The 18,401-nt window shown below is 50.7% G+C and carries 17 protein-coding genes and 2 tRNA genes; 8 read left to right on the top strand and 11 right to left on the bottom strand.

Going from position 1 to position 18,401, the window contains the following annotated elements; genetic code table 11:
• Positions 1–6 precede the first annotated feature (6 nt).
• The 7 genes from EDM59_RS20375 to EDM59_RS20345 all read right to left on the bottom strand — a co-directional run bounded on the left by EDM59_RS20375 (position 7) and on the right by EDM59_RS20345 (position 6,608).
• Positions 7–849: a hypothetical protein gene (locus tag EDM59_RS20375; RefSeq protein WP_122925298.1), complete on the bottom strand. Its 843-nt coding sequence runs from the start codon at positions 847–849 to the stop codon at positions 7–9.
• 3 nt (positions 850–852) lie between these two features.
• A complete protein-coding gene (locus tag EDM59_RS20370; RefSeq protein ID WP_122925297.1) occupies positions 853–3,072 on the bottom strand; it encodes a HelD family protein in 2,220 nt (739 codons plus the stop codon).
• Between the two features lie 203 nt (positions 3,073–3,275).
• The gene (gene kapD, locus EDM59_RS20365) at positions 3,276–3,893 is read right to left on the bottom strand and encodes a 3'-5' exonuclease KapD (RefSeq protein ID WP_122925296.1); all 618 of its coding nucleotides are present in this window, start codon (positions 3,891–3,893) and stop codon (positions 3,276–3,278) included.
• 148 nt (positions 3,894–4,041) lie between these two features.
• Entirely contained in the window at positions 4,042–5,010 is a 969-nt protein-coding gene (locus EDM59_RS20360) for a helix-turn-helix transcriptional regulator (protein WP_122925410.1), read from the bottom strand.
• Positions 5,011–5,368: 358 nt separating this feature from the next.
• Positions 5,369–5,444 (bottom strand) — tRNA-Val (locus tag EDM59_RS20355).
• A 43-nt stretch (positions 5,445–5,487) separates the two neighbouring features.
• Positions 5,488–5,564, bottom strand: a tRNA-Ile gene (locus tag EDM59_RS20350).
• A 447-nt stretch (positions 5,565–6,011) separates the two neighbouring features.
• Positions 6,012–6,608, bottom strand: coding sequence for a phosphatidylglycerophosphatase A family protein (locus tag EDM59_RS20345; protein ID WP_122925295.1), 597 nt, complete (start codon positions 6,606–6,608; stop codon positions 6,012–6,014).
• 177 nt (positions 6,609–6,785) lie between these two features.
• On the opposite strand from EDM59_RS20345, the gene EDM59_RS20340 reads away from it, so the two are divergent.
• Positions 6,786–7,337 (top strand): hypothetical protein, encoded by a 552-nt coding sequence (locus EDM59_RS20340; RefSeq protein ID WP_122925294.1) that lies wholly within the window; start codon positions 6,786–6,788, stop codon positions 7,335–7,337.
• A gap of 93 nt (positions 7,338–7,430) precedes the next feature.
• Positions 7,431–8,135 carry an alpha/beta hydrolase gene (locus EDM59_RS20335; protein ID WP_122925293.1) on the top strand — a complete coding sequence of 235 codons (705 nt, stop codon included), beginning with the start codon at positions 7,431–7,433 and terminating at the stop codon, positions 8,133–8,135.
• 2 nt (positions 8,136–8,137) lie between these two features.
• On the opposite strand, the gene EDM59_RS31160 is transcribed toward EDM59_RS20335, so the two are convergent.
• Complete coding sequence (locus tag EDM59_RS31160; RefSeq protein WP_170184505.1) at positions 8,138–8,296, bottom strand: hypothetical protein; 159 nt, start codon at positions 8,294–8,296, stop codon at positions 8,138–8,140.
• 156 nt (positions 8,297–8,452) lie between these two features.
• On the opposite strand from EDM59_RS31160, the gene EDM59_RS20330 reads away from it, so the two are divergent.
• From EDM59_RS20330 to EDM59_RS20320, 3 genes are all read left to right on the top strand, one after another.
• Positions 8,453–8,962, top strand: a complete 510-nt coding sequence (locus tag EDM59_RS20330; RefSeq protein WP_122925292.1) for a YjcG family protein — start codon at positions 8,453–8,455, stop codon at positions 8,960–8,962.
• A gap of 80 nt (positions 8,963–9,042) precedes the next feature.
• Positions 9,043–9,498 carry a GNAT family N-acetyltransferase gene (locus EDM59_RS20325; RefSeq protein WP_122925291.1) on the top strand — a complete coding sequence of 152 codons (456 nt, stop codon included), beginning with the start codon at positions 9,043–9,045 and terminating at the stop codon, positions 9,496–9,498.
• Between the two features lie 432 nt (positions 9,499–9,930).
• Positions 9,931–11,169: a winged helix-turn-helix domain-containing protein gene (locus tag EDM59_RS20320; RefSeq protein WP_122925290.1), complete on the top strand. Its 1,239-nt coding sequence runs from the start codon at positions 9,931–9,933 to the stop codon at positions 11,167–11,169.
• A gap of 175 nt (positions 11,170–11,344) precedes the next feature.
• On the opposite strand, the gene EDM59_RS20315 is transcribed toward EDM59_RS20320, so the two are convergent.
• Positions 11,345–12,196, bottom strand: a complete 852-nt coding sequence (locus EDM59_RS20315) for a PHP domain-containing protein (protein ID WP_122925289.1) — start codon at positions 12,194–12,196, stop codon at positions 11,345–11,347.
• Between the two features lie 107 nt (positions 12,197–12,303).
• Here EDM59_RS20315 and EDM59_RS20310 point away from each other — a divergent pair, with 107 nt between their 5' ends.
• Positions 12,304–12,666, top strand: a complete 363-nt coding sequence (locus EDM59_RS20310; protein WP_122925288.1) for a hypothetical protein — start codon at positions 12,304–12,306, stop codon at positions 12,664–12,666.
• On the opposite strand, the gene EDM59_RS20305 is transcribed toward EDM59_RS20310, so the two are convergent.
• A complete protein-coding gene (locus EDM59_RS20305) occupies positions 12,636–13,556 on the bottom strand; it encodes an MBL fold metallo-hydrolase (protein ID WP_183192986.1) in 921 nt (306 codons plus the stop codon). The two genes, EDM59_RS20310 and EDM59_RS20305, sit on opposite strands and share 31 nt — an antisense overlap.
• 36 nt (positions 13,557–13,592) lie before the next feature.
• Complete coding sequence (locus EDM59_RS20300) at positions 13,593–14,342, bottom strand: YitT family protein (protein WP_122925287.1); 750 nt, start codon at positions 14,340–14,342, stop codon at positions 13,593–13,595.
• 254 nt (positions 14,343–14,596) lie between these two features.
• Between EDM59_RS20300 and EDM59_RS20295 the strand changes: the two genes are divergently transcribed.
• On the top strand, positions 14,597–15,961 hold the full coding sequence (locus tag EDM59_RS20295; RefSeq protein ID WP_092267591.1) for a hemolysin family protein: 1,365 nt from the start codon (positions 14,597–14,599) through the stop codon (positions 15,959–15,961).
• Positions 15,962–16,043: 82 nt separating this feature from the next.
• Positions 16,044–18,380 carry a UvrD-helicase domain-containing protein gene (locus EDM59_RS20290; RefSeq protein WP_122925408.1) on the top strand — a complete coding sequence of 779 codons (2,337 nt, stop codon included), beginning with the start codon at positions 16,044–16,046 and terminating at the stop codon, positions 18,378–18,380.
• The last annotated feature ends 21 nt before the right edge of the window (positions 18,381–18,401 follow it).

The following is an 18,401-nucleotide window of genomic DNA, read 5'->3' as shown; positions in this document are numbered from 1 at the left end:
CGCTCTTTATTTATAGGGAATGGCGTAGCACATCGTTTTATACTCTTCTTCTGAATGTAATCCGTTTACCGTTACTCCCAAGCCTTTGCTTACTTCCTGCTGGCTTCCGGTTTGCAGCCCGATACGCTGCTGCGCTGGAACCATACCTCCCATTAGCCGGTAACGGTCCAGGTTGTACAGGAACAGCCACATAGGCAATTTGTCATTGACGCCAAATCCGACCGACTTGATGAACTCCTTGTCCTTCGCGCACAGAACTAGGAATTCTTCCGCGAATTCCCGGATCAATACGGATTGCCCCTCCATTTGCTCATAAATGCCGACTACTGCTTTTTTGTAAGCGATCCACATCCAGAAAGTCAGCCTTTCCTGATCGATCGAAGCATTCTCCAGCATAAGAAGGGCCTGGCTTTCCAACTCTTCGATCTCTTTAGAAGCAGCAACCGTGACAAACGGGGTCAACGGCTCCCGGTTATAGCAAAAGCGAATCTTTCCTTCGCTCGGCTTGGTTTCCAAAAGCAATGGACCGACTCTCCATCCATTACTCACTTCGCGGATAATCGTCCCCTTCTCTTTGGCGGAGCGCAAATATGCCGTCTCATGCTTTTTGTACTCCTTCACCTGTTCGTCGAGCACTTGTTGAACGAGGGGGATGTACTTGGCCTTGAACTGTCCCATCATTCCTTCATCAGGCAGAAGCTTTAACTGCTTGGCGGCAGTTACTAGAAAATCCGCATCTGTTGCTTTGGATTCCGCTAGGGAAAACAGCGGTTTAAACATTTGCTTCAGTTCTTTTTGCATGTCTTTCCCCAACGTTTTTCCGTCTATTATCGTCTTTTGCTGTTCCATTTGTTACACCGTCCTCAATACTTGTTCTGGTTGAAACGGATATTCCGTAAGAAAGGGGCTGGGCGTACCGAAATATAGCAGATGCACTTCTTGCTGTGCTCTCGTCACGCTGACAAACAGCAGCCTGGCATCCAGCTCGTCTGCGAATGACCGATTATTGGCATTCGGGATGATCACGGCATCAAACTCCAGTCCTTTCACCAAGGACACGGGAATGAATACGACCCTCTCCCGCAGCTGCGCCTGGCTGTCCTCCACCAGCTGGATCGATTCTACACCCAGCTCCAGCATTTTATGATACAGCGCTCTCGATAAGGCCCCCTCTTTGCAAATGACGGCAATTTTGGGATGGCCCTTCTCGACCATCAAACGGATGGAGTGTCTTAGTTTTTGGACAAGATCGGCTCCATCGCTTACCTCAATCAATTGTGGGCGATCGCCATGCCTGTTGATTGGCTGAATAACGGGCAAAGATCCTGCCGAAGCTTGCAGGATATGGTTGGCCAGCTCCATGATTTCGAAGGTCGAACGATAGCTGACAACAGTCTCCATATAGTGAAGCTCTGTACCGAAGATGCTCCCCAGATCAGACCAGTCCCGAAACCCTGTCCAAGGATAAATGCATTGTGAGATATCCCCCAGCATCGTCAGCGATTTGGCTAGCGGCTTGAGCGAGTCTGTCAAAAACGGGTTTAAATCTTGCATTTCGTCTATCACGAGGTAATCTAGCAAGACGTCTGTCCCTTCGATTTTTCTTTCCATATGCAACAAGGCACCAAGATCCTCGTAGCCTATCTTCTTCTGCTTGAGGTCATCGCTGTGCCATCCCTGCTCCTGGCAGACGTCTATGTAGCATTCAAGTGTGTTCAGCGGCTTCCAGGAATCGAAGTACGCCGTCATGCCCTGCTGCCAGTTTTCCTTCATCAGCCGCACTCTAATCCCTGCCACTTCCCGGAGCTTACCTTCCCACTCTTTTCGTTCCACGAGTTCCTCTGGCAAACCGGACGTCCATTCCTTTACCGTCGCCAGATAGCGGTTTTCCAGATGCTTTTCCTGTTTTTTCAGTTCCATTTCTGCCCAGTTCCGGATCGATTTGATGGTCTCTGTACGGCGCTTGTTCAAAGGCAAATGCTGGTAGCCCTCATAGATTTCTTTCCATTTTTCAGCCGTTTCCGTCTCGGGGGGCACGATGTATACAAGCTGCGGAACGTCGGCTGGCAAGAACTCCTCTTCCCGTACGGCAAGGTAAGACTCCACACGTTCCTTGAAGGAAGGCGATGTTTTTTCAGCCAGGATCGGGGCTATTTCTTCCATTCGCCCCGGATTGTCAATAAATTCGGTCAGCCATTGCTGCGGCGTCTTGACCTCTTTTGCGAACTTCAGGAGGGATCTGGCGAAATCGATGACCGTGCTTTGCTGAATGCCTGCGATATCCAGGTCCTTAACAACCTGTTTCATGTAGGAAAGAAACATTTGATTGGGGGCAAGCACCATGATTTTATCTGCCGACAGCTGCTTGTCATAGGCATACAGAAGGTAGGAAATGCGGTGTAGAGCGATGCTGGTCTTGCCGCTTCCTGCTACCCCTTGCACCAACACTGGCCTTGCGATTCCCATCCGGATGATCTCGTTCTGCTCTTTCTGGATCGTCGCAATGATTTCTTTAATTTGGTGGTCTGTATTCTTTTCAAACCAGATCTGTGCCAATCGGTCATCGGTCAGGTCGGGTGCGATCTCGTCAGCGGTCTCGCCAGGCTGCAGCGCAGGCTTACGGTACTGGTTGCTCAGAGTATCCCGCACATCGATCACCTGTTGATTTCGGATATGGACGGAGCGCTTGCGATTGATGGCCAGTTCCTGTTTTCCGCCAGGCGTAGCGATGGCGATGTTACCTTCGCCGCCGGAGAAGCCGTAGTATGCGTTCCCGTAGGGGGTCCGCCAATCATAAATGATGTCCGAAACCTCGTCTTTTGCTACGGGGATCTTTCCAATCCGATAGGTAACGACCTGCTCTCCTTCGATCAGCTCCAGTTTTCCGATGTAGGGCTCGGATAGGGCCTCTTTGTATTCGGAGATTCTTCCTTTGTTTCGAGATTCGACGTATTCCTGTCCCAGATCCATTGGCATTCGCTTGCTATTTGCAAGCTGTTCAATGACTTCTTCTATTTCCTGAATCGTTTGGTCAACGTGCCTTTGTTCTTCCTGAATGATTAGTTGTCTCATGGAACCACCCTAGCAGGACTTTTGGGTTATTTTAGTACAAAATTAAATGTGATAATTTTCCTATAAATTCACTTTAGCTCATCTTCCATTCTTTTTCCACAATTTCAACGCTGTGAAACTTCTTAGTAAAAACCGGGCCCCAAACAGGACCCGGCAATAGTTTTTTGATCATTACTTCGTTGCAAGAAAAAGGAATTGTTTTCTCAAGCCATATGGGCAAGCAGCCTGCTGAAATCCACTAACTCCCCAATCGTAGACGGTTCTGCTCTCTTCAGATACTTCTTATCTTTTTCCATCAATTTGAAAATCTCAAACGTCGTCATCGCATCATCCAGAGCCCGGTGATGCTTCCCTTTTGCCGAATGACCGAATTCCACCAGCGCCTTCATCAGCCCGGTTTGATTTTTCGTGCCGTAGAACCGTTTGTGCTCCATGGATAAATCGATTTCTTTGTTGGGAAATGGGTAAGGTATGCCAGCCTGCAGACATTGTTTCCGTAGGACATACATGTCCATATTCCCCCAGGTAACAACAGTACTCATGCATTGGCTTTCGTATTTCATGAATGCGGCAATAAGCTCTCGAAAGGATATCCCTTGGTCAACTGCTTCTTGGGTGATGTCCAAAAACTGCATGCATCTGTTGCTCAATAAAGAATTGATCTCAGGTTTCACAAAGGATGAAAACGTATCATGCACTTCCCCGTTCCGCACGACTGCCACACCCGCTTCTATGATTTCCGGTACGAAGCCCTTTCTTTTTTGATGATCTTCGGGCATAGTAAACTCAAAATCAACGAACAGATATGGCTTGGACATCATACGTTCCTCCTTCTATTTACTTTCATCGGAAGAGATTCTTCTGCTTCCAACATACTTGTGAAAGTGACACATCCTGACAGGGAACGTATGTTTCTCCATCAATTTCCGCATATCCAAATCGTAAACAGCTCCGAAAAAACGAATACTGTCAGGGAACCTGGATTCCCTGACAGTATCTCTCGGCCATTTCCCGGTATTCACCGTACAGCCTTTGCCGATACTCTACCGGCTCCAGCAGCTCCGCGTCCTTCCCGTACTGTTTCATCCATCGCATGAATTCTTCCGCCCCGCGAGTGGTAACCGTCACGATGAGCGATCCGTCCTCTTGATCCACAAACTGGGGTTCCGAATCGTATTTATGCTCTTTGATATAGCGGGCGACTTCCTTGGTGAACCTTACTTTGAAAGTTGTTTCGTTGCGGTCCGCCTTGATGCCCCACAGTTTGTCCAAAAAAGTGTCGATATCAAAATCGTCCTCGATAAAAAACTTCTTGCCGGTCAGCTCGATGCGTTGAAAACGGCTCAAGCGAAACGTGAGGACCTCTTCACGCAAGTGGCAAAAACCGATCAGGTACAAATACCCTCCGCGCGGGACCAGATAATAGGGATCAATCATTCTTTTCGTCCAATCTTCCCGATACATCGAATAGTACTCGCACTCGATCGTCACGTCGTCCACGATCGCCTGGATCATTCGCTGCATGAGCAAGTCCTGCTCCGGATTCATCTGCTCCGTATGTATCCGGATCCGTTTCCCTAATAGCAACAGGTTATCGTTTACTTTGAATCGTGTAAGGATCTTCTCCATCGCGGACTGAAAAGACTTTTGGAAGAGCTGCCCCTTTAGCCTCGATTGGCTTGCCAGGATCGGGTACAGAGAGATGGCCAGATATTCGTCGACTCCGAGCTTACCCGGGGGTTGTATATAGTTGTCTACGATAAAATATCCCTTGCTGCCCTCCAGCATGACTTGAATCCCGCACTTATCCAGGTCTTTGATATCTCGGTAAATGCTACGCACCGAGGTCCCTGTCAATTCGGCGAGTTTCGGCGCGGTGATGCCTGGCCTCTGCTGTATAGTCGTAAGGATATAGAACAATCGTTGTGTTTTGTCCACGTTTTTCACTCCAAAAAGGCAAAAATATCCTACCATTCATTCTCGATAGATGAGGCTAATTCCTCTTCACAACGTAAAAAGAGAAGAGAGGAAGCTGACACAAATCCATTTTGGGTGGTTCAGAATGCGAGATGTGCTTCCCCTACTGCCAACAACTCCTTCTCTACCATTACTTCGCTGATTCCTTCCTTTGATCCCTCCAATTCCTCCAGGCATGACGCCGATCGCTCCGATCCTTGGATACCACTCCTTGTTTCTTCTGAACTTCATCATGATAGAAGCCAATGGGGTTTCCGGACTTAGGAGGATAGAAATCAAAAAACCACTTGATTTCTCAAGTGGTTTTATTAATGAATTATGGTGATCCGGACTGGGTTCGAACCAGCGACCCCCACCCTGTCAAGATGGTGCTCTCCCAACTGAGCTACCGGATCATGGGATATGTATGTGATCTTAAACATCTATGTACTCGTTTAATGGTGGGCCCTGTAGGACTCGAACCTACGACCAATCGGTTATGAGCCGACCGCTCTGACCAACTGAGCTAAGGGCCCCAATCGCACCGGACGTCGATCACATTTATTACTATACAGCATGCCTAAATGAATTTCAAGAGGAAAAACATAATTTCTAGTAAATTTTTTCACTCCCACCAAAAGGTCACCAAAAAACGGTTGTTTGGTGGGCATTTCCTTCTCAATCCTCCACATCGTTCCATGAAAAGGAATACCTTCCCTTACATACAAAAGCCACTCTCTGCTCCTCAGCTTGTATGGTCACTGAATATAGGCGAAAAAACACAACCATGACGGCAGTCACCGCTCCACCTTTTTCCCCCTGATCCACGTAACCCGAACAGAGAATGGCTCACTTCTCTTAATCAGCTTTTACAAACTGTTACAAAGCAAGCAGTACAGTCCTTTACTTTCCGAATCCGAATCTTGTATTGACCATTCGGCTTCGCGCTCTCGTGAAGTCCTTGCTTCCCTAATAAGCCATCCTCACCCTGCCTGCTCGTTCCCTTCCTCACCCTTCGCCTCGAGCTTCAGCTCCGCACTTTGCTGCGCCAATGCTTCTTCCCGCGCAGCTGCTGCCTCTTGCTCATCCCGCATGCGGTGCGCCATGCGGCTGGATGCGTTGGCTGCCACACTTGCCACCAAATCATCCAGGAACGTATGGACCCGCCCCTCTGCTGATTTTGTATCCAGGCGCTTGATGACTCCGACCTTGTGTTTATCCAGATGTCCAAAAGTCGTCACGGCAATGCTTCCGTATCCGAAAACGGAGCCTAGCGCCAGTGTCTCGTCGCATCCAAACAAGCCTTCGTCCGATGCAATGATTGACTGCAGCGGTTCGGAAAGCAAGCCTTTTTCTGCTAAGATATCCAATTCAACGCCCACCAAAATGGCGTGCTGCATTTCCCTTTTTTCCAGTACTGCTTTCACACTCTCGATGCATGGTTCCATCGTCAGGTCTGGGTGGTAAGGCGACTGCATGAGATACACGATCTCTGCGATGTCCTCCACGGTTACGCCTCGTTCTGTTAGGCGTGCGAGGGCGGCGTTTCTGACTTCGATGCTGTGTACTTGCTTCTTCATAAGAGACAACCCCTTCCGCATATCGAGTGAAGTCGTTTTCTACCATAGTATCATATGGTGACAAAATTGCGACAATGTTTCACCCAGAATGGAAAGTCCACCGCAACTTTTACTCGATATAAAAGTTTACTTATATTCCCAATTAATAGTATCCTTTTCCAAGGAGGTGGTCATTGCGTGAAGCTGAAAATAGGGAGCTTCCCCCTGCTTGTCTTGCTCATCGCCAGTATTTTGACCGGCTGCCAGGCGCAGCCCTCATTGGAAGCGGAAGCGGCAAGGTTGCTCCTTTCCTTGAAAAAAGCCCAGTATGAGTTTTCCTACTCCCAGCTGGCGGGCGGGCACTACGAACAGCTTGCGTCATCCACCGAAAAAGGGGACGCCTACTTTCTTGCGTTTCAAGCCATTTCAGAAAAAGTAAAGCCCTTCTTGCATCAAAAGGAATACGAAAAATTTTTCAAGAATCGGGTCGCAGGTATGACGATTGAAGCTGTTATCCGGGAAAAATGCGAGATCAGAGTGAAAGATGTACGCATGGACGAGTTTTATCAAGATGAAACGAACGGCTCCTACATCGGTCACTACACCCTGGGATTACAGTTTCTTTACGGAAATGGTCTTCCCGATCAGTCAGTGGTGAAAAAGGGACAGATCACGATGAGTCAGGTGGATGGGGTATGGAAGCTTGAGCGGGATTGGGATGGCTATTTAAAAGAAAGCGATCTTCCCTAAGCTCTGCTCTACAAAATGCGACACCCTCTCGTCCACTTCCCCCCTCTCCTGTATAATAATCACCAGAACATCCCATGAAGGAGGGACAGGCTTGTGGCTCTTGAGGAAATCATCTTGGAAAGCCGGCATCTGGGAACGCCGGAAAAGCTGATCGTCTATACCCCGGAACGCTACTCTCCACTCTATTCCTATCCCGTGCTCTACGTACAGGATGGGGATGATTACTTGGCCTTGGGCAGGATGGCTACGCTCTTGGATAGCATGATTCGGGAAAAGCTGCTGCCAGACGTGCTTGCAGTCTTTTTACCTGTCGATAAGAATAAACGGACGGCTCGGTATCATCCGGATGGAAGCGAGCATCTGGCGTATCGCCGTTTTCTGGGGGATGAAGTCGTGAGCTATATGGATACCCATTACTCGACGGATACGTTGGGCAACGCGCGGACGCTCATCGGGGAGTCACTGGGTGGTGTCGTCTCGCTGTTTACCGCCTTGGCTTATCCCCATACATTTGGGCAGATTGCCTGCCAGTCGATTGCGATGGATGCAGAGCTGAATCGGCGGGTAGCAGAAACGGCGTTTGAAGTCCCGTTGACTATTTATCTCGAAATCGGCAACCAGGAGACAGCGGTTGCTTCCTCTCGCGGGCCGCTTGATCTCGTCACTGCCAACGAAGAGCTGCGAGAAATTTTGCAAACGAAAATGGCCACCCTGGTCTTTGAGACCTTTGAGGGTGACCATACGTGGGGCCACTGGCAAACCAACATACCGCGTATGCTGCATGCCTTGTTTGGGTAAACTTACCGTGGCTGTTCTTCTTGTGGGCCTTCGTCCTTCAGCGGCGCAACCAGAGCTTCTTCAAACTCTACTTTGCGGATCGCCGTTAGGATGGTGAAGGTCAGCACAGAGAGTAAAAGAAGGACAAGAAAAATAAATGTGATCATCATGGCCATGTACATGCTGTACGGCACCTCCCTGCACTACACAGTCTTTCCTGCCGCCAGCGGAATATACGGACTCACGCATAACATTACACAAATGAAGAATTTTCTGTTAAAATAGCAGAATACCGAGAGAATAGATGTTTGCTAGATAGTGAAGGAGGAGTGGTTCTCATGATGTACAGTATCGTAGTATTTCCATCCAGCAAGGTGCAAGAGGTCGCCAACTCTTACCGCAAGCGTTACGATTCGGCGTATGCTCTGATCCCTCCATATATCCGTTTGAAAGAAGGCTTCGAGCTGGAAGAGGCCAAATTGCCTGAGCTGGTCAGCCATCTGGAGCAAGTCGCTTCCTCAACGGAAAGCTTTACGGCTCAATTCCATCGGGTATCGTCTTTTCATCCGACGACCAACGTCATCTACCTGGCCTTGCAAAACAAGGAGCCTTTCACCGCTCTTCATCAAAAAATTGCGAACCAATGTGTCAATGAAAAGGAAACGTATGCGTACGTGCCTCACCTGACCATCGGGCGTGATTTGTCAGACGATGAGCTTCGCGACCTGACAGGACAAATGAGCATGGCGAAAATCGACCTGACCTCTGAAGTAGATCGCTTCCACCTCATTTATCAGCTGGAGGATGGCATCTGGAGCGTTTACCAGACCTTCCTGCTGAAAAAGTAAGACATATACCCAAAACACCAACGACCCTCCCTGTAACTTTCGCAGGGAGGGATCTTTTGCCGTAAAAAGGACGTGCCACCATGAACAAGACGTATCAGATCCAAACAGTCCAATCTGAAAAAGAAATGGCGGATGCCCTCTCCGTCCGTCGCGCTGTATTTATTGTGGAACAGGAAGTACCCGAAGACCTGGAAATCGATGAGCACGATCAAGTAAGCAGCGGCACCGTTCACTTCGTCGCCTACGATGGGGAAACTCCTGTGGGTGCGAGCCGCCTGCGCCCGTATGCGCCAGGTGTGGGCAAGGTAGAGCGCGTTGCCGTGAACCAGTCCGAGCGTGGAACCGGACTCGGCCGTATGATCATGCAAGCGATGGAGGAAATCGCCCTCAAGCACAATTACGATACACTCAAGCTGAATGCGCAGACACATGCACAGCGCTTTTATGAAAAGCTTGGCTACGAGCCGCACGGGGATGTTTTTGACGAAGCCGGTATCGAGCATATTGCCATGGTGAAAAAGCTTCACAAAGCATAAGAGCTCGTAAACAAGAAAGACAACCGAACAGTAACACCAGTCAGAAAGGCTACTGCAAGCATAATCGTGTAGCCTTTTTTGGTATGCACGATACGCGCCTGTTTTCCCGCTTTCTATGCTGATTAAAAAATACGGATCTCCTTTTCCTTCGCCTAGGTCCTCTTTCAATGCCCAACTCAAAGAGGCTTGATCTCCTAGAAGCTGATGACTGTGATCGATCCATCAAGTGGTAGACTGCGGCCACGTACCGCTAACACGATTCGTATGCAATCGTCTCCTCTTTACGGCTCTTCACATAAATGATATTTTCATAGGAAAAGACTTTATGAGAAAATATGTAAATTTGCCTCAAAAGAAGCTGGACTGCTTGTCCCTTCTTCGCGGCTTCTACTGGAGCTGCTACGACGTTCTCTTATTCGGAGGTGTGATCTTATGCCATTTGGAATCGATCAGCCGCTTGTGATCAGCAAAACAGATGCTCGGCGATTGGCTATCGCAAGTCAGCATCTGGCAGCTCCTCAGCAGGCTGCAAATGAGGAGAAATTGATGGCTGTCTTACAGTCATTACGTTATTTGCAGCTGGATCCGGTCAGTGTAGTGGCACCGAGCCATGAACTCGTGCTTTGGAGCAGGCTCGGTTCCGGTGCCACGCCACTGCTCAACAACCTGCTATGGCACCAGCGCTCGTTGTTCGAATATTGGGTCTACTGTGCAGCCATCGTTCTTACGGAAGACTATCCGATGTACCGGGCACATATGAACGCCTATCCCCCCAAAAGCACCGCGGAATGGATAAACGCGAACGACAAGCTGCGTCAGCACATCTTTGAACGCCTCCAGGAAGATGGCGCACTCCCTACGAGCGCATTTGAGGACCTCTCCGCCGTCGCCTGGAAATCGAGCGGCTGGACTGCTGGCCGCAATGTCGAGCGCATGCTGCAGTTTTTATGGTTGGGAGGCGATGTGATGGTAACCGGTCGTGCATCTGGCCAACGACTGTGGGCAACCACCGATGCTCATTTGCCGCAGGAGACTGATCGCGATGCGCTGCCGATGGACTTAGCGAACGCTGTTGCCGTGGAGCATGCGGTACGTGCCCTCGGCATCGCGCGGGTGGCTGATGTAAAGCAGTATTTTTTTCGCTTTCAATCCCGAGTGCCCCTTCGTTCTATACTCGAGCGGCTGCAAAGGGAACAAAAGGTGATTCCTGTCGAGATCGATGGTGATTCTTCCAAACATACATGGTTCGTCCACACCGACTCCCTCCATGCACTTGAAGCCATTCGAGAAGGACGCTGGGAGGCGCGTACGACGCTGCTGTCTCCCTTTGACAACCTGATAAGCGACCGGGAGCGCACCGAACAGCTCTGGGGGTTCACCTTCCGCAATGAGATGTACGTCCCCAAGGCTCAGCGGAAATACGGCTACTACCTTATGCCGATCCTGCATGGCGACCAATTGATTGGACGGGTGTCACCCAAGGTCGATCGCCGCCGCCACATCCTTTGCATCGAGGGACTTTATTTAGAGCCTGACGTCCTCCCAACAGCCGACTTGTATCACGACATAACGGAAAATCTGGGCGATCTCGCATCCTTCGTCGGTGCCGACGCGGTCGAATACAGCGATCTGGTACCAGACCCGTGGCTTGCGAAGCTGCACAAGTCGTGATCCCCACTCAAAAGACGAAACCTCGTCCACCCTTTGCAACGGATTGCACGATTGCCCACTGATGATTGGTGAATCAGATCGGGGGCTCAGCTGACCCGGGATCGTTCGTTTAAAACAGCAGGAGTCCTGGACTTGATGATCTGGTCCATGGCTTCTGCTGTTTTCATTTGCACGGTTACTTCTGAGCTTTTCTCCCCGCCGCAATCTCCCGCAGCTTTTCAACGGCTTCCATCGGTGCCGTATGCGTTCCAAGCATCGCATGAAACGGCTCTTCTCCTCGCCATCCGTGGAAGTCTGAGCCTCCTGTGATCACAAGGCCATGCTCATTTGCCCAAGTCGTGTAGCGTGCACGCTGATCAGGATCATTGTCAGGGTGATGGACCTCAATCCCGTCCAAACCAAAGGCAATCAGCTCCACTACCAGATCATCTGCATCGTACAGACCGGGATGTGCCAGTACCGCTGCTCCCCCTGCATCCTTGATCAAGGTGATAGCCTGTTGCGGAGTGATTCGCGGAGGGTTTACATAGGCTGCCCCTTCTTTCCCCAGGTACTTCGCAAACGCCTCATCGATTGACGCTACCACCCCAAGCTCGATCAGCTCCTCCGCAATGTGGGGTCGGCCGATATTTTTATCGGTGCCCTGCTTGCGGCGGTACACGTTTTCCAGCGTAATCGGGATCCCCAGCTCCTGCAGCCGCGCAATGAGCAGCTGATTTCTTTCGTGGCGCGTTTCCCGCAGACTAACCAATCGCTCCTGAAACGCTTCATCTTCATAAGGGACAAAGTAGCCGAGGACGTGGATGTCCTGTCCCCGCCCTACGGAGCTGACTTCGATACCGGGAATCACTTCGATCCCGAGCTCTTCTGCTGCTTTCCGTGCGGCTGGCACTCCCGCTACGGTATCGTGGTCTGTGATAGCGACAGCGGCAAGTCCCGCCTCCTTGGCAAGTCGTACGTTTTCAGCCGGATCACATGTACCATCCGAAGCTTTGGTATGGGTATGCAAATCTGCATGGGTAATCATGGAAATTCCACTCCTTCTTTTCTTTTTCCAGAAGTCTGAATTGTAATGGACCTACATAGGATGTAATCAAACCCGATTTCTTACAGGTTGAATCGAGGAGGATGTCCATGCGGTTAAAAAACAAAACCCTGACCGGTGTCGTGCAGCCGCTCTCCTATGTCGACAAGATGCTCCGACTGCAAGGCTTTTCACGCTCCGTTGGGGACGCCACACCCACGTATGATGTCGTCATGTACGACTCAGCCAGCAGCAGTACGTACTTTTTACGAATTCCTACGAACTTCGCCAACACGACGACAGGTAAAGGCGAACTGACTGTCAAGCTGGGGCATCCCTATTTGGAAGCAAAATTTTACATGAACGCCGCTTCCGAGGAAGTATTTTTCATTCCCAAAGCTGTCCGTGAAGCTGCTGAGCACAAGCTTGCGGAAATCGCCGACTACCTCTCTTCCCCATCTGCACCGTCCTGAACAAGCAGCTCTGTCTTCCTCCACAACCATCTATTTTGGACAAACCGATAGACAACTCTCCCTTGTTTGTGCAGTCCAACTAAATAGCCCATGAACGCCGTTCGAAACAGTACATAGCTTGAGGCGTTCTCTATGGAAATGTGTAAACGCTCACAAAGACGAGCCAATGCCTCTTCCAGCGTATTCTCATCCTGCAGCAATTCTTCGATCTCCTGATAGATTTTGTGATGGAGCTCGATGTTTTTCGTTACCGCACCATGAGAGGAGGTGGTGTAAGGTCCGTGTCCAGGTATGTAGCCTTTGTAGCTGGACGCATGCAGCTTTTCCAGACTGGCAATCGTCTCATGTGCATCGACAAGAAACGGCAGTTTGTGCTTATCCAATATGTCTTCCCCCAAATAGCTGTCGGCGGCAAAGCAGATCTCCTCACATACAACGCCCACTTGTTGCCAGCTGTGCCCCGGCAGAGAAAGGATGGAAAACACCACACCGTCAATCTCGATATCACCCTCCACAGGAAGGAGATGGTCCACCCGCGAAGCTGGGGCAAGCAAAAACTTGTTTCGCAGATCGGCGAGCGGTTCAGCCCCCATATTCAGGTAGATCGGTTCGAGGATTGGGTATCGGATAATCGCTTCTTCCAACGGTGGTGCGTATACCTTCGCTTCTGGCCAGCATCCGAGCAGGTAGGCGTTGCCACCGAAGTGATCGGCATGAGCATGCGTTTGAATAACGGCAGACAAGGGCTGGGCGATCGCGTCCAGTCCCTTCTTTATTTTCTTAGCTGTTTGGGAATCCAGACCTGAGTCGATCAGAATCGCACCATGGTTTCCGAGGACCAGGCCAATATTGACGTGACCGGGAAAAAAACCGACACGCTCCGTAATCATTTCTGGCATAGGGGCAGACAAGAAGCGTCCCTCATTTCATTTCGATTTCCTATTTATTTTCTCCATAAATTTCCCCTTCCCTTCCCCCTTCTCCATGTAGCTATAGGAGATTGGCTGTGGAGCATGTGTACGAATGGTTCTGCTCGAACCGAACGCGATGCGCTCACGGCTGGCTTTGGAAACAAGCGGTCCCAAAATGGTGTACGGAGGACGCTTGCCCCTAAGTCCACTGAACATGTGCGTAGTCGCAGCCACTGCGATGATCGTAAGCAGAGAAAATACGGTTCTTTCTGCACCAATCGTCTGTAAGGAGCAGGCAACAATCAACCCATCGATAAACAAAATCAGCAAAGCGACGCGCATATGAAATCGCCTGGCGAGGAATTGTGCGAGCAGGTCCGTTCCGCCCGTATTCGTTTCGTAGGCAAGCATTAGCCCAATCCCCATTCCAATCAAAACGCCGCCCGTGATGGATGAACTGGCTGTCGACCAATGGTTCCACTCTCGCAGCACAGACAAAATGTCGATGAAAAAGGAGGAGATGAGCATCCCGTGGAAGCTGTGAAAGAACAAGCGCCGATCGTAAAAAAATACGAGAATATACACCGGGATACTGACGAAAATCATGACGAGGCCCGGCTGCCATTTCATATAGTAGGTGGCCAGCAAACCGATTCCGATCATGCCTCCATCCATCAGCCGATGAGGAACCAAAAACAGATTGACGCCTACTGCAACCAGAATACTGCCTGCCAGGATAGCCATCATTTTGGTCAACCAATACATGCTCCTCCCCTCCTTTCCTATAGAGCTCGTTTATGTGTATGACACAGAATCTACGGGTATGTCCCATCCGCTTTGGAATGCACACTACGGAGTCGGAACGTTTTGACTGTTCGGCTGACCTATTGGTATACTATCCTGTAACAAGGAAGATACGAATGTTTGCAAGCTTTCAATCGTACATTGGAATTACCATATTTTCAATCAGACGGAGGTGAGTTCTCCTCCTTTCGCACCGCGGGAGGTAGGAGGCATGCTTGGAGAGTCCGATAGGGGAGCTTACGCTGAATCTGCTGCTCGTGCTGTTTTTGGTTTTCTTGAACGGTTTTTTCGTCGCAGCAGAATTCTCGTTAGTAAAAGTCCGCCAAACCCGATTGGCCCAGCTCGTCAGCGAAGGCAATCACAAATCCGCCCGCTACGCGCAAAAGGTCACCCAGCAATTGGATGCCTATCTTTCTGCCTGCCAGCTCGGCATTACGCTGGCTTCGCTCGGATTAGGCTGGGTTGGTGAGCCTGCGATCGCCCATTATGTCGAACCCATGATGGCATTTTTTCATCTGCCGCTTTATTTGGAAGGCCCGATCTCACTGGCTATTGCCTTTGCGATCATCACGTTTTTGCACATCGTTTTGGGAGAGCTGGCACCCAAATCGCTTGCCATTCAAAAAGCAGAAGCAACCTCTCTGTGGACAGCAGGACCGCTCATGTTTTTTTACAAGATCAGCTATCCGTTGATTTGGCTGCTGAACGGCGCCGCCAATCTCTTCATCCGGCGACTGGGCATCGAGCCTGCATCCGAGAACGAGTCTGCCCATACGGAAGAGGAAATTCGCCTGCTTGTCACACAGAGTCACAAGAGTGGCCATATTGACCAGACGGAGCTTGCTCTCGTTGATAATGTCTTTGAGTTTTCGGAACGACTTGCCCGGGAAATCATGATTCCTCGTATCGATATGATCTGTCTGTACGACGACAATACATTCGATGAAAATTTGGAAATCATGAGAGATTCGCGCCACTCCCGCTTTCCCGTTGCCCATGAGGATAAAGACCGGTTGATTGGCTTTGTCCATACCTCGGACTTTTACCTTTCCGCATTGACTACAGGTAAAGCGGAGCTCAAAGACTTCCTACGCCCGCTTTTGACCGTGCCGGAGTCCATGGAAATCAGCCATGTACTGCGGCTGATGCAGAAGCGGCGCTCGCAGCTCGCCATCGTCATCGATGAGTACGGGGGTACAGCTGGCATTTTGACCATGGAAGACATTCTGGAAGAAATCGTGGGCGACATTAAAGATGAATTTGATGACAATGAACGACCTGAGATTGAGGAAAGCTCGAACAACGAGTTGTCCGTTTCCGGAAAAACGCTTTTGACAGAGCTGAACGACTACATTACGATTGAAGTGGTGTCTGATGAAGTTGATACCATTGCCGGCTGGCTCTACAGCCAATTGAATGAGGAAGTAGGGCACGGAAAAGCCGTTTTGTACCAGGGCTACCGCTTCACTATCAGCGAGCTGGAAAACCATCGCATCACCCGTGTAGGCATCTCCTACGTTGGCGAAGAGGAATCCGCAGCCCATCCCGAAGATAACGTGCTCTTGCACGCCCAATCCTAATGACACAACAAGTTGGCAAGTGTCCCCTGCGGCCAGGGGGCACTTCTTCTTTCATTCTTACTATCAACCTGAGGTGTCCTTGATGAAACATGCCTTTCTCGACAATAAACCTATCCTGCTGCAACCGGAAACCTACAACCGCATCCCCTTTTGGCGTATGGCAGCGCGACAGGATCAAATTCGCTGTCCAGTCTGTGCATTCCCTCTGCGTCTGATTGCTGGTGTTACGTTTGAACCGTACTTTGCGCACGCCGAGGATGTGGCTTGCTCCGGCTTGTCTTTGGAGGAAGCGTCCGGGCCAGACTGGCAGCTCGTGCAGGAGCAGGTCGCCGCTGCCACAGCCGTTGTGGACAAGCCGGAAGAAGAAGAGACGACAGAGGATCCGGTGATCGGTTCTTTTCGCATGCCGAAAAAGCGCAGCATCGGCAAAAGCGTGACAGTTCCTTCCCCTGCTCCCAAGCCGCCGATCTTTCGGAAAAGGCTGACGCCCAAAAAGAGCATCCAGCATCTCGCCGAACAAAAGCGTAACGAAAGCCTGCATCCCGGACAGCAGCAAGCCGTTCATACGACCGAGGGCCCTCTGCTCATTTTGGCTGGTGCGGGCAGTGGCAAGACTCGAGTCATGACCGCTCGCACAGCCCATCTCATACAGGATAAAGGCATCGAACCGAAACAGATTTTGGTGGTCACGTTTACGACAAAGGCAGCCGAGGAAATCCGCCAGCGCATCGCACGGCAGCTGCTGCCAAGCCAAGCCCGCGAGCTTGTCGCCGGTACGTTCCACAGCATTTTTTACCGCATGCTTCTGCATCATCAGCCCGCTCGCTGGGATCAGCAGCGCCTTTTGAAAAAGGAATGGCAAAAATGGCGTCTGCTACGAGAAACTGGCGCGCTTTTGGGGCATGATGACCTGCTGGCGCTAAAAGAAAACGAAGCGCTGGACGCTCTCGGCGTGATTAGCCGCTGGAAAAACGAGTACCTCCTGCCGCATGATGTCGCCTACCGCGAGCCCGCGAGCGATACGGAAAAGCAGGCCCAGCAGCTCTACCCGCTCTACGAGGAAGCCAAGCGAAAGCATAACTGGTTTGATTTTGACGACATGCTGATCGGCTGCTACGAAATGCTGCGGGAGGATTCTACGCTGCTGAAACGTTACCAGGATCGAATTACCCATGTGATGATCGACGAGTTTCAGGATATTAACCGGATTCAGTACGAAACGGTCAAGCTGCTCGCTGCTCCTCACAACAACCTGTGCGTCATTGGCGATGACGATCAGTCCATCTACGGCTTTCGCGGAAGTGATCCGCAGTACATACTGGGCTTCACCAAAGATTTTCCCGAAGCGCAAACGATCACCCTCGAAGTCAATTACCGCTCGCACTCGTCCATCGTCAGTCTCGGCTATTCGCTGATTGGTCACAACCGGGAGCGCTGGGAAAAGGAATGCCGCTCCTTCCATCACGAAGAAGGTGATGCGTATTTATTTGAACCAGAGGACGAAGAAGAGCAAGCATCCCGGATCGTCGATGAAATCATCCATCGCCAAGAGCAAGGGGCGCTGCTCGGTGAATGCGCGATCCTGTATCGCACCAATGAATCCGCGCGACCAATCCTGGAGCGTTTGAGTGAAGCAGGAATTCCATTTCACTACACCCAAGAAGAGGATTCCTTTTACCAAAGGCAAACGGTGCGCTGGACGCTCGCCTATTTGCGCCTCGCGCAGAACCCTGACGATTCGGATGCCTTAAAGGAAATTTTGCCGACGCTCTACATTTCTCATGAGATGTGGAATGCCCTGCGCAGTCAGGCGATTTTGGAGGATGTGCCGATTCTTCACGTCCTGCCCAATCAGGCTCAGCTCAAGCCTTACCAGCGCAAGCATCTGCAAACGGTGATGGACATCCTCACCTCCTGCCGCGAATGCTCAGCTGCCCAGGCACTGGAGCTCATCTACGAGGATGGCAAGCTTCGCGATTATTTGAAAAAACGGGCAAAGAACCGCGAAGACGGCAAAGATCGCTGGGCAGACGAGCTGCAGCAATTGCTGGCCGCTTCCAAGCGTCATGCGACTGTCGCTGATTTTCTCACCTACATCGACCAAATGACACAACGGGAAAAAGAGTGGCGCACGCAGCGGCCACTCCCGGAAGAAGCTGTTCATGTACTCAGTATTCACCGGGCAAAAGGGTTGGAGTACGATCATGTCTTTTTGCCGGACCTCGTCGAAGGTGCCTTGCCCCACGAATACACGCTGGACGAGCTGCGAAAAGGTGGAAACGCAGCGCTGGAGGAAGAGCGAAGACTCCTATACGTCGCGATTACCCGTGCCCGTCACAGCTTGTGCATCGGGATCCCCCGCGAACGCTTCGGGAGAAAGACCCGGATCTCCCGCTTCGTCGCTGAAATGGGCAGGTAGGTACTGAAAGCCGCCACCCAT

This window comes from Brevibacillus nitrificans, assembly GCF_003710965.1.
GTDB classification, from domain to species: domain Bacteria; phylum Bacillota; class Bacilli; order Brevibacillales; family Brevibacillaceae; genus Brevibacillus; species Brevibacillus centrosporus.
Note: the sequence above shows the minus strand (reverse complement) of the source record. Positions and strands in the feature narration are given on the sequence as shown.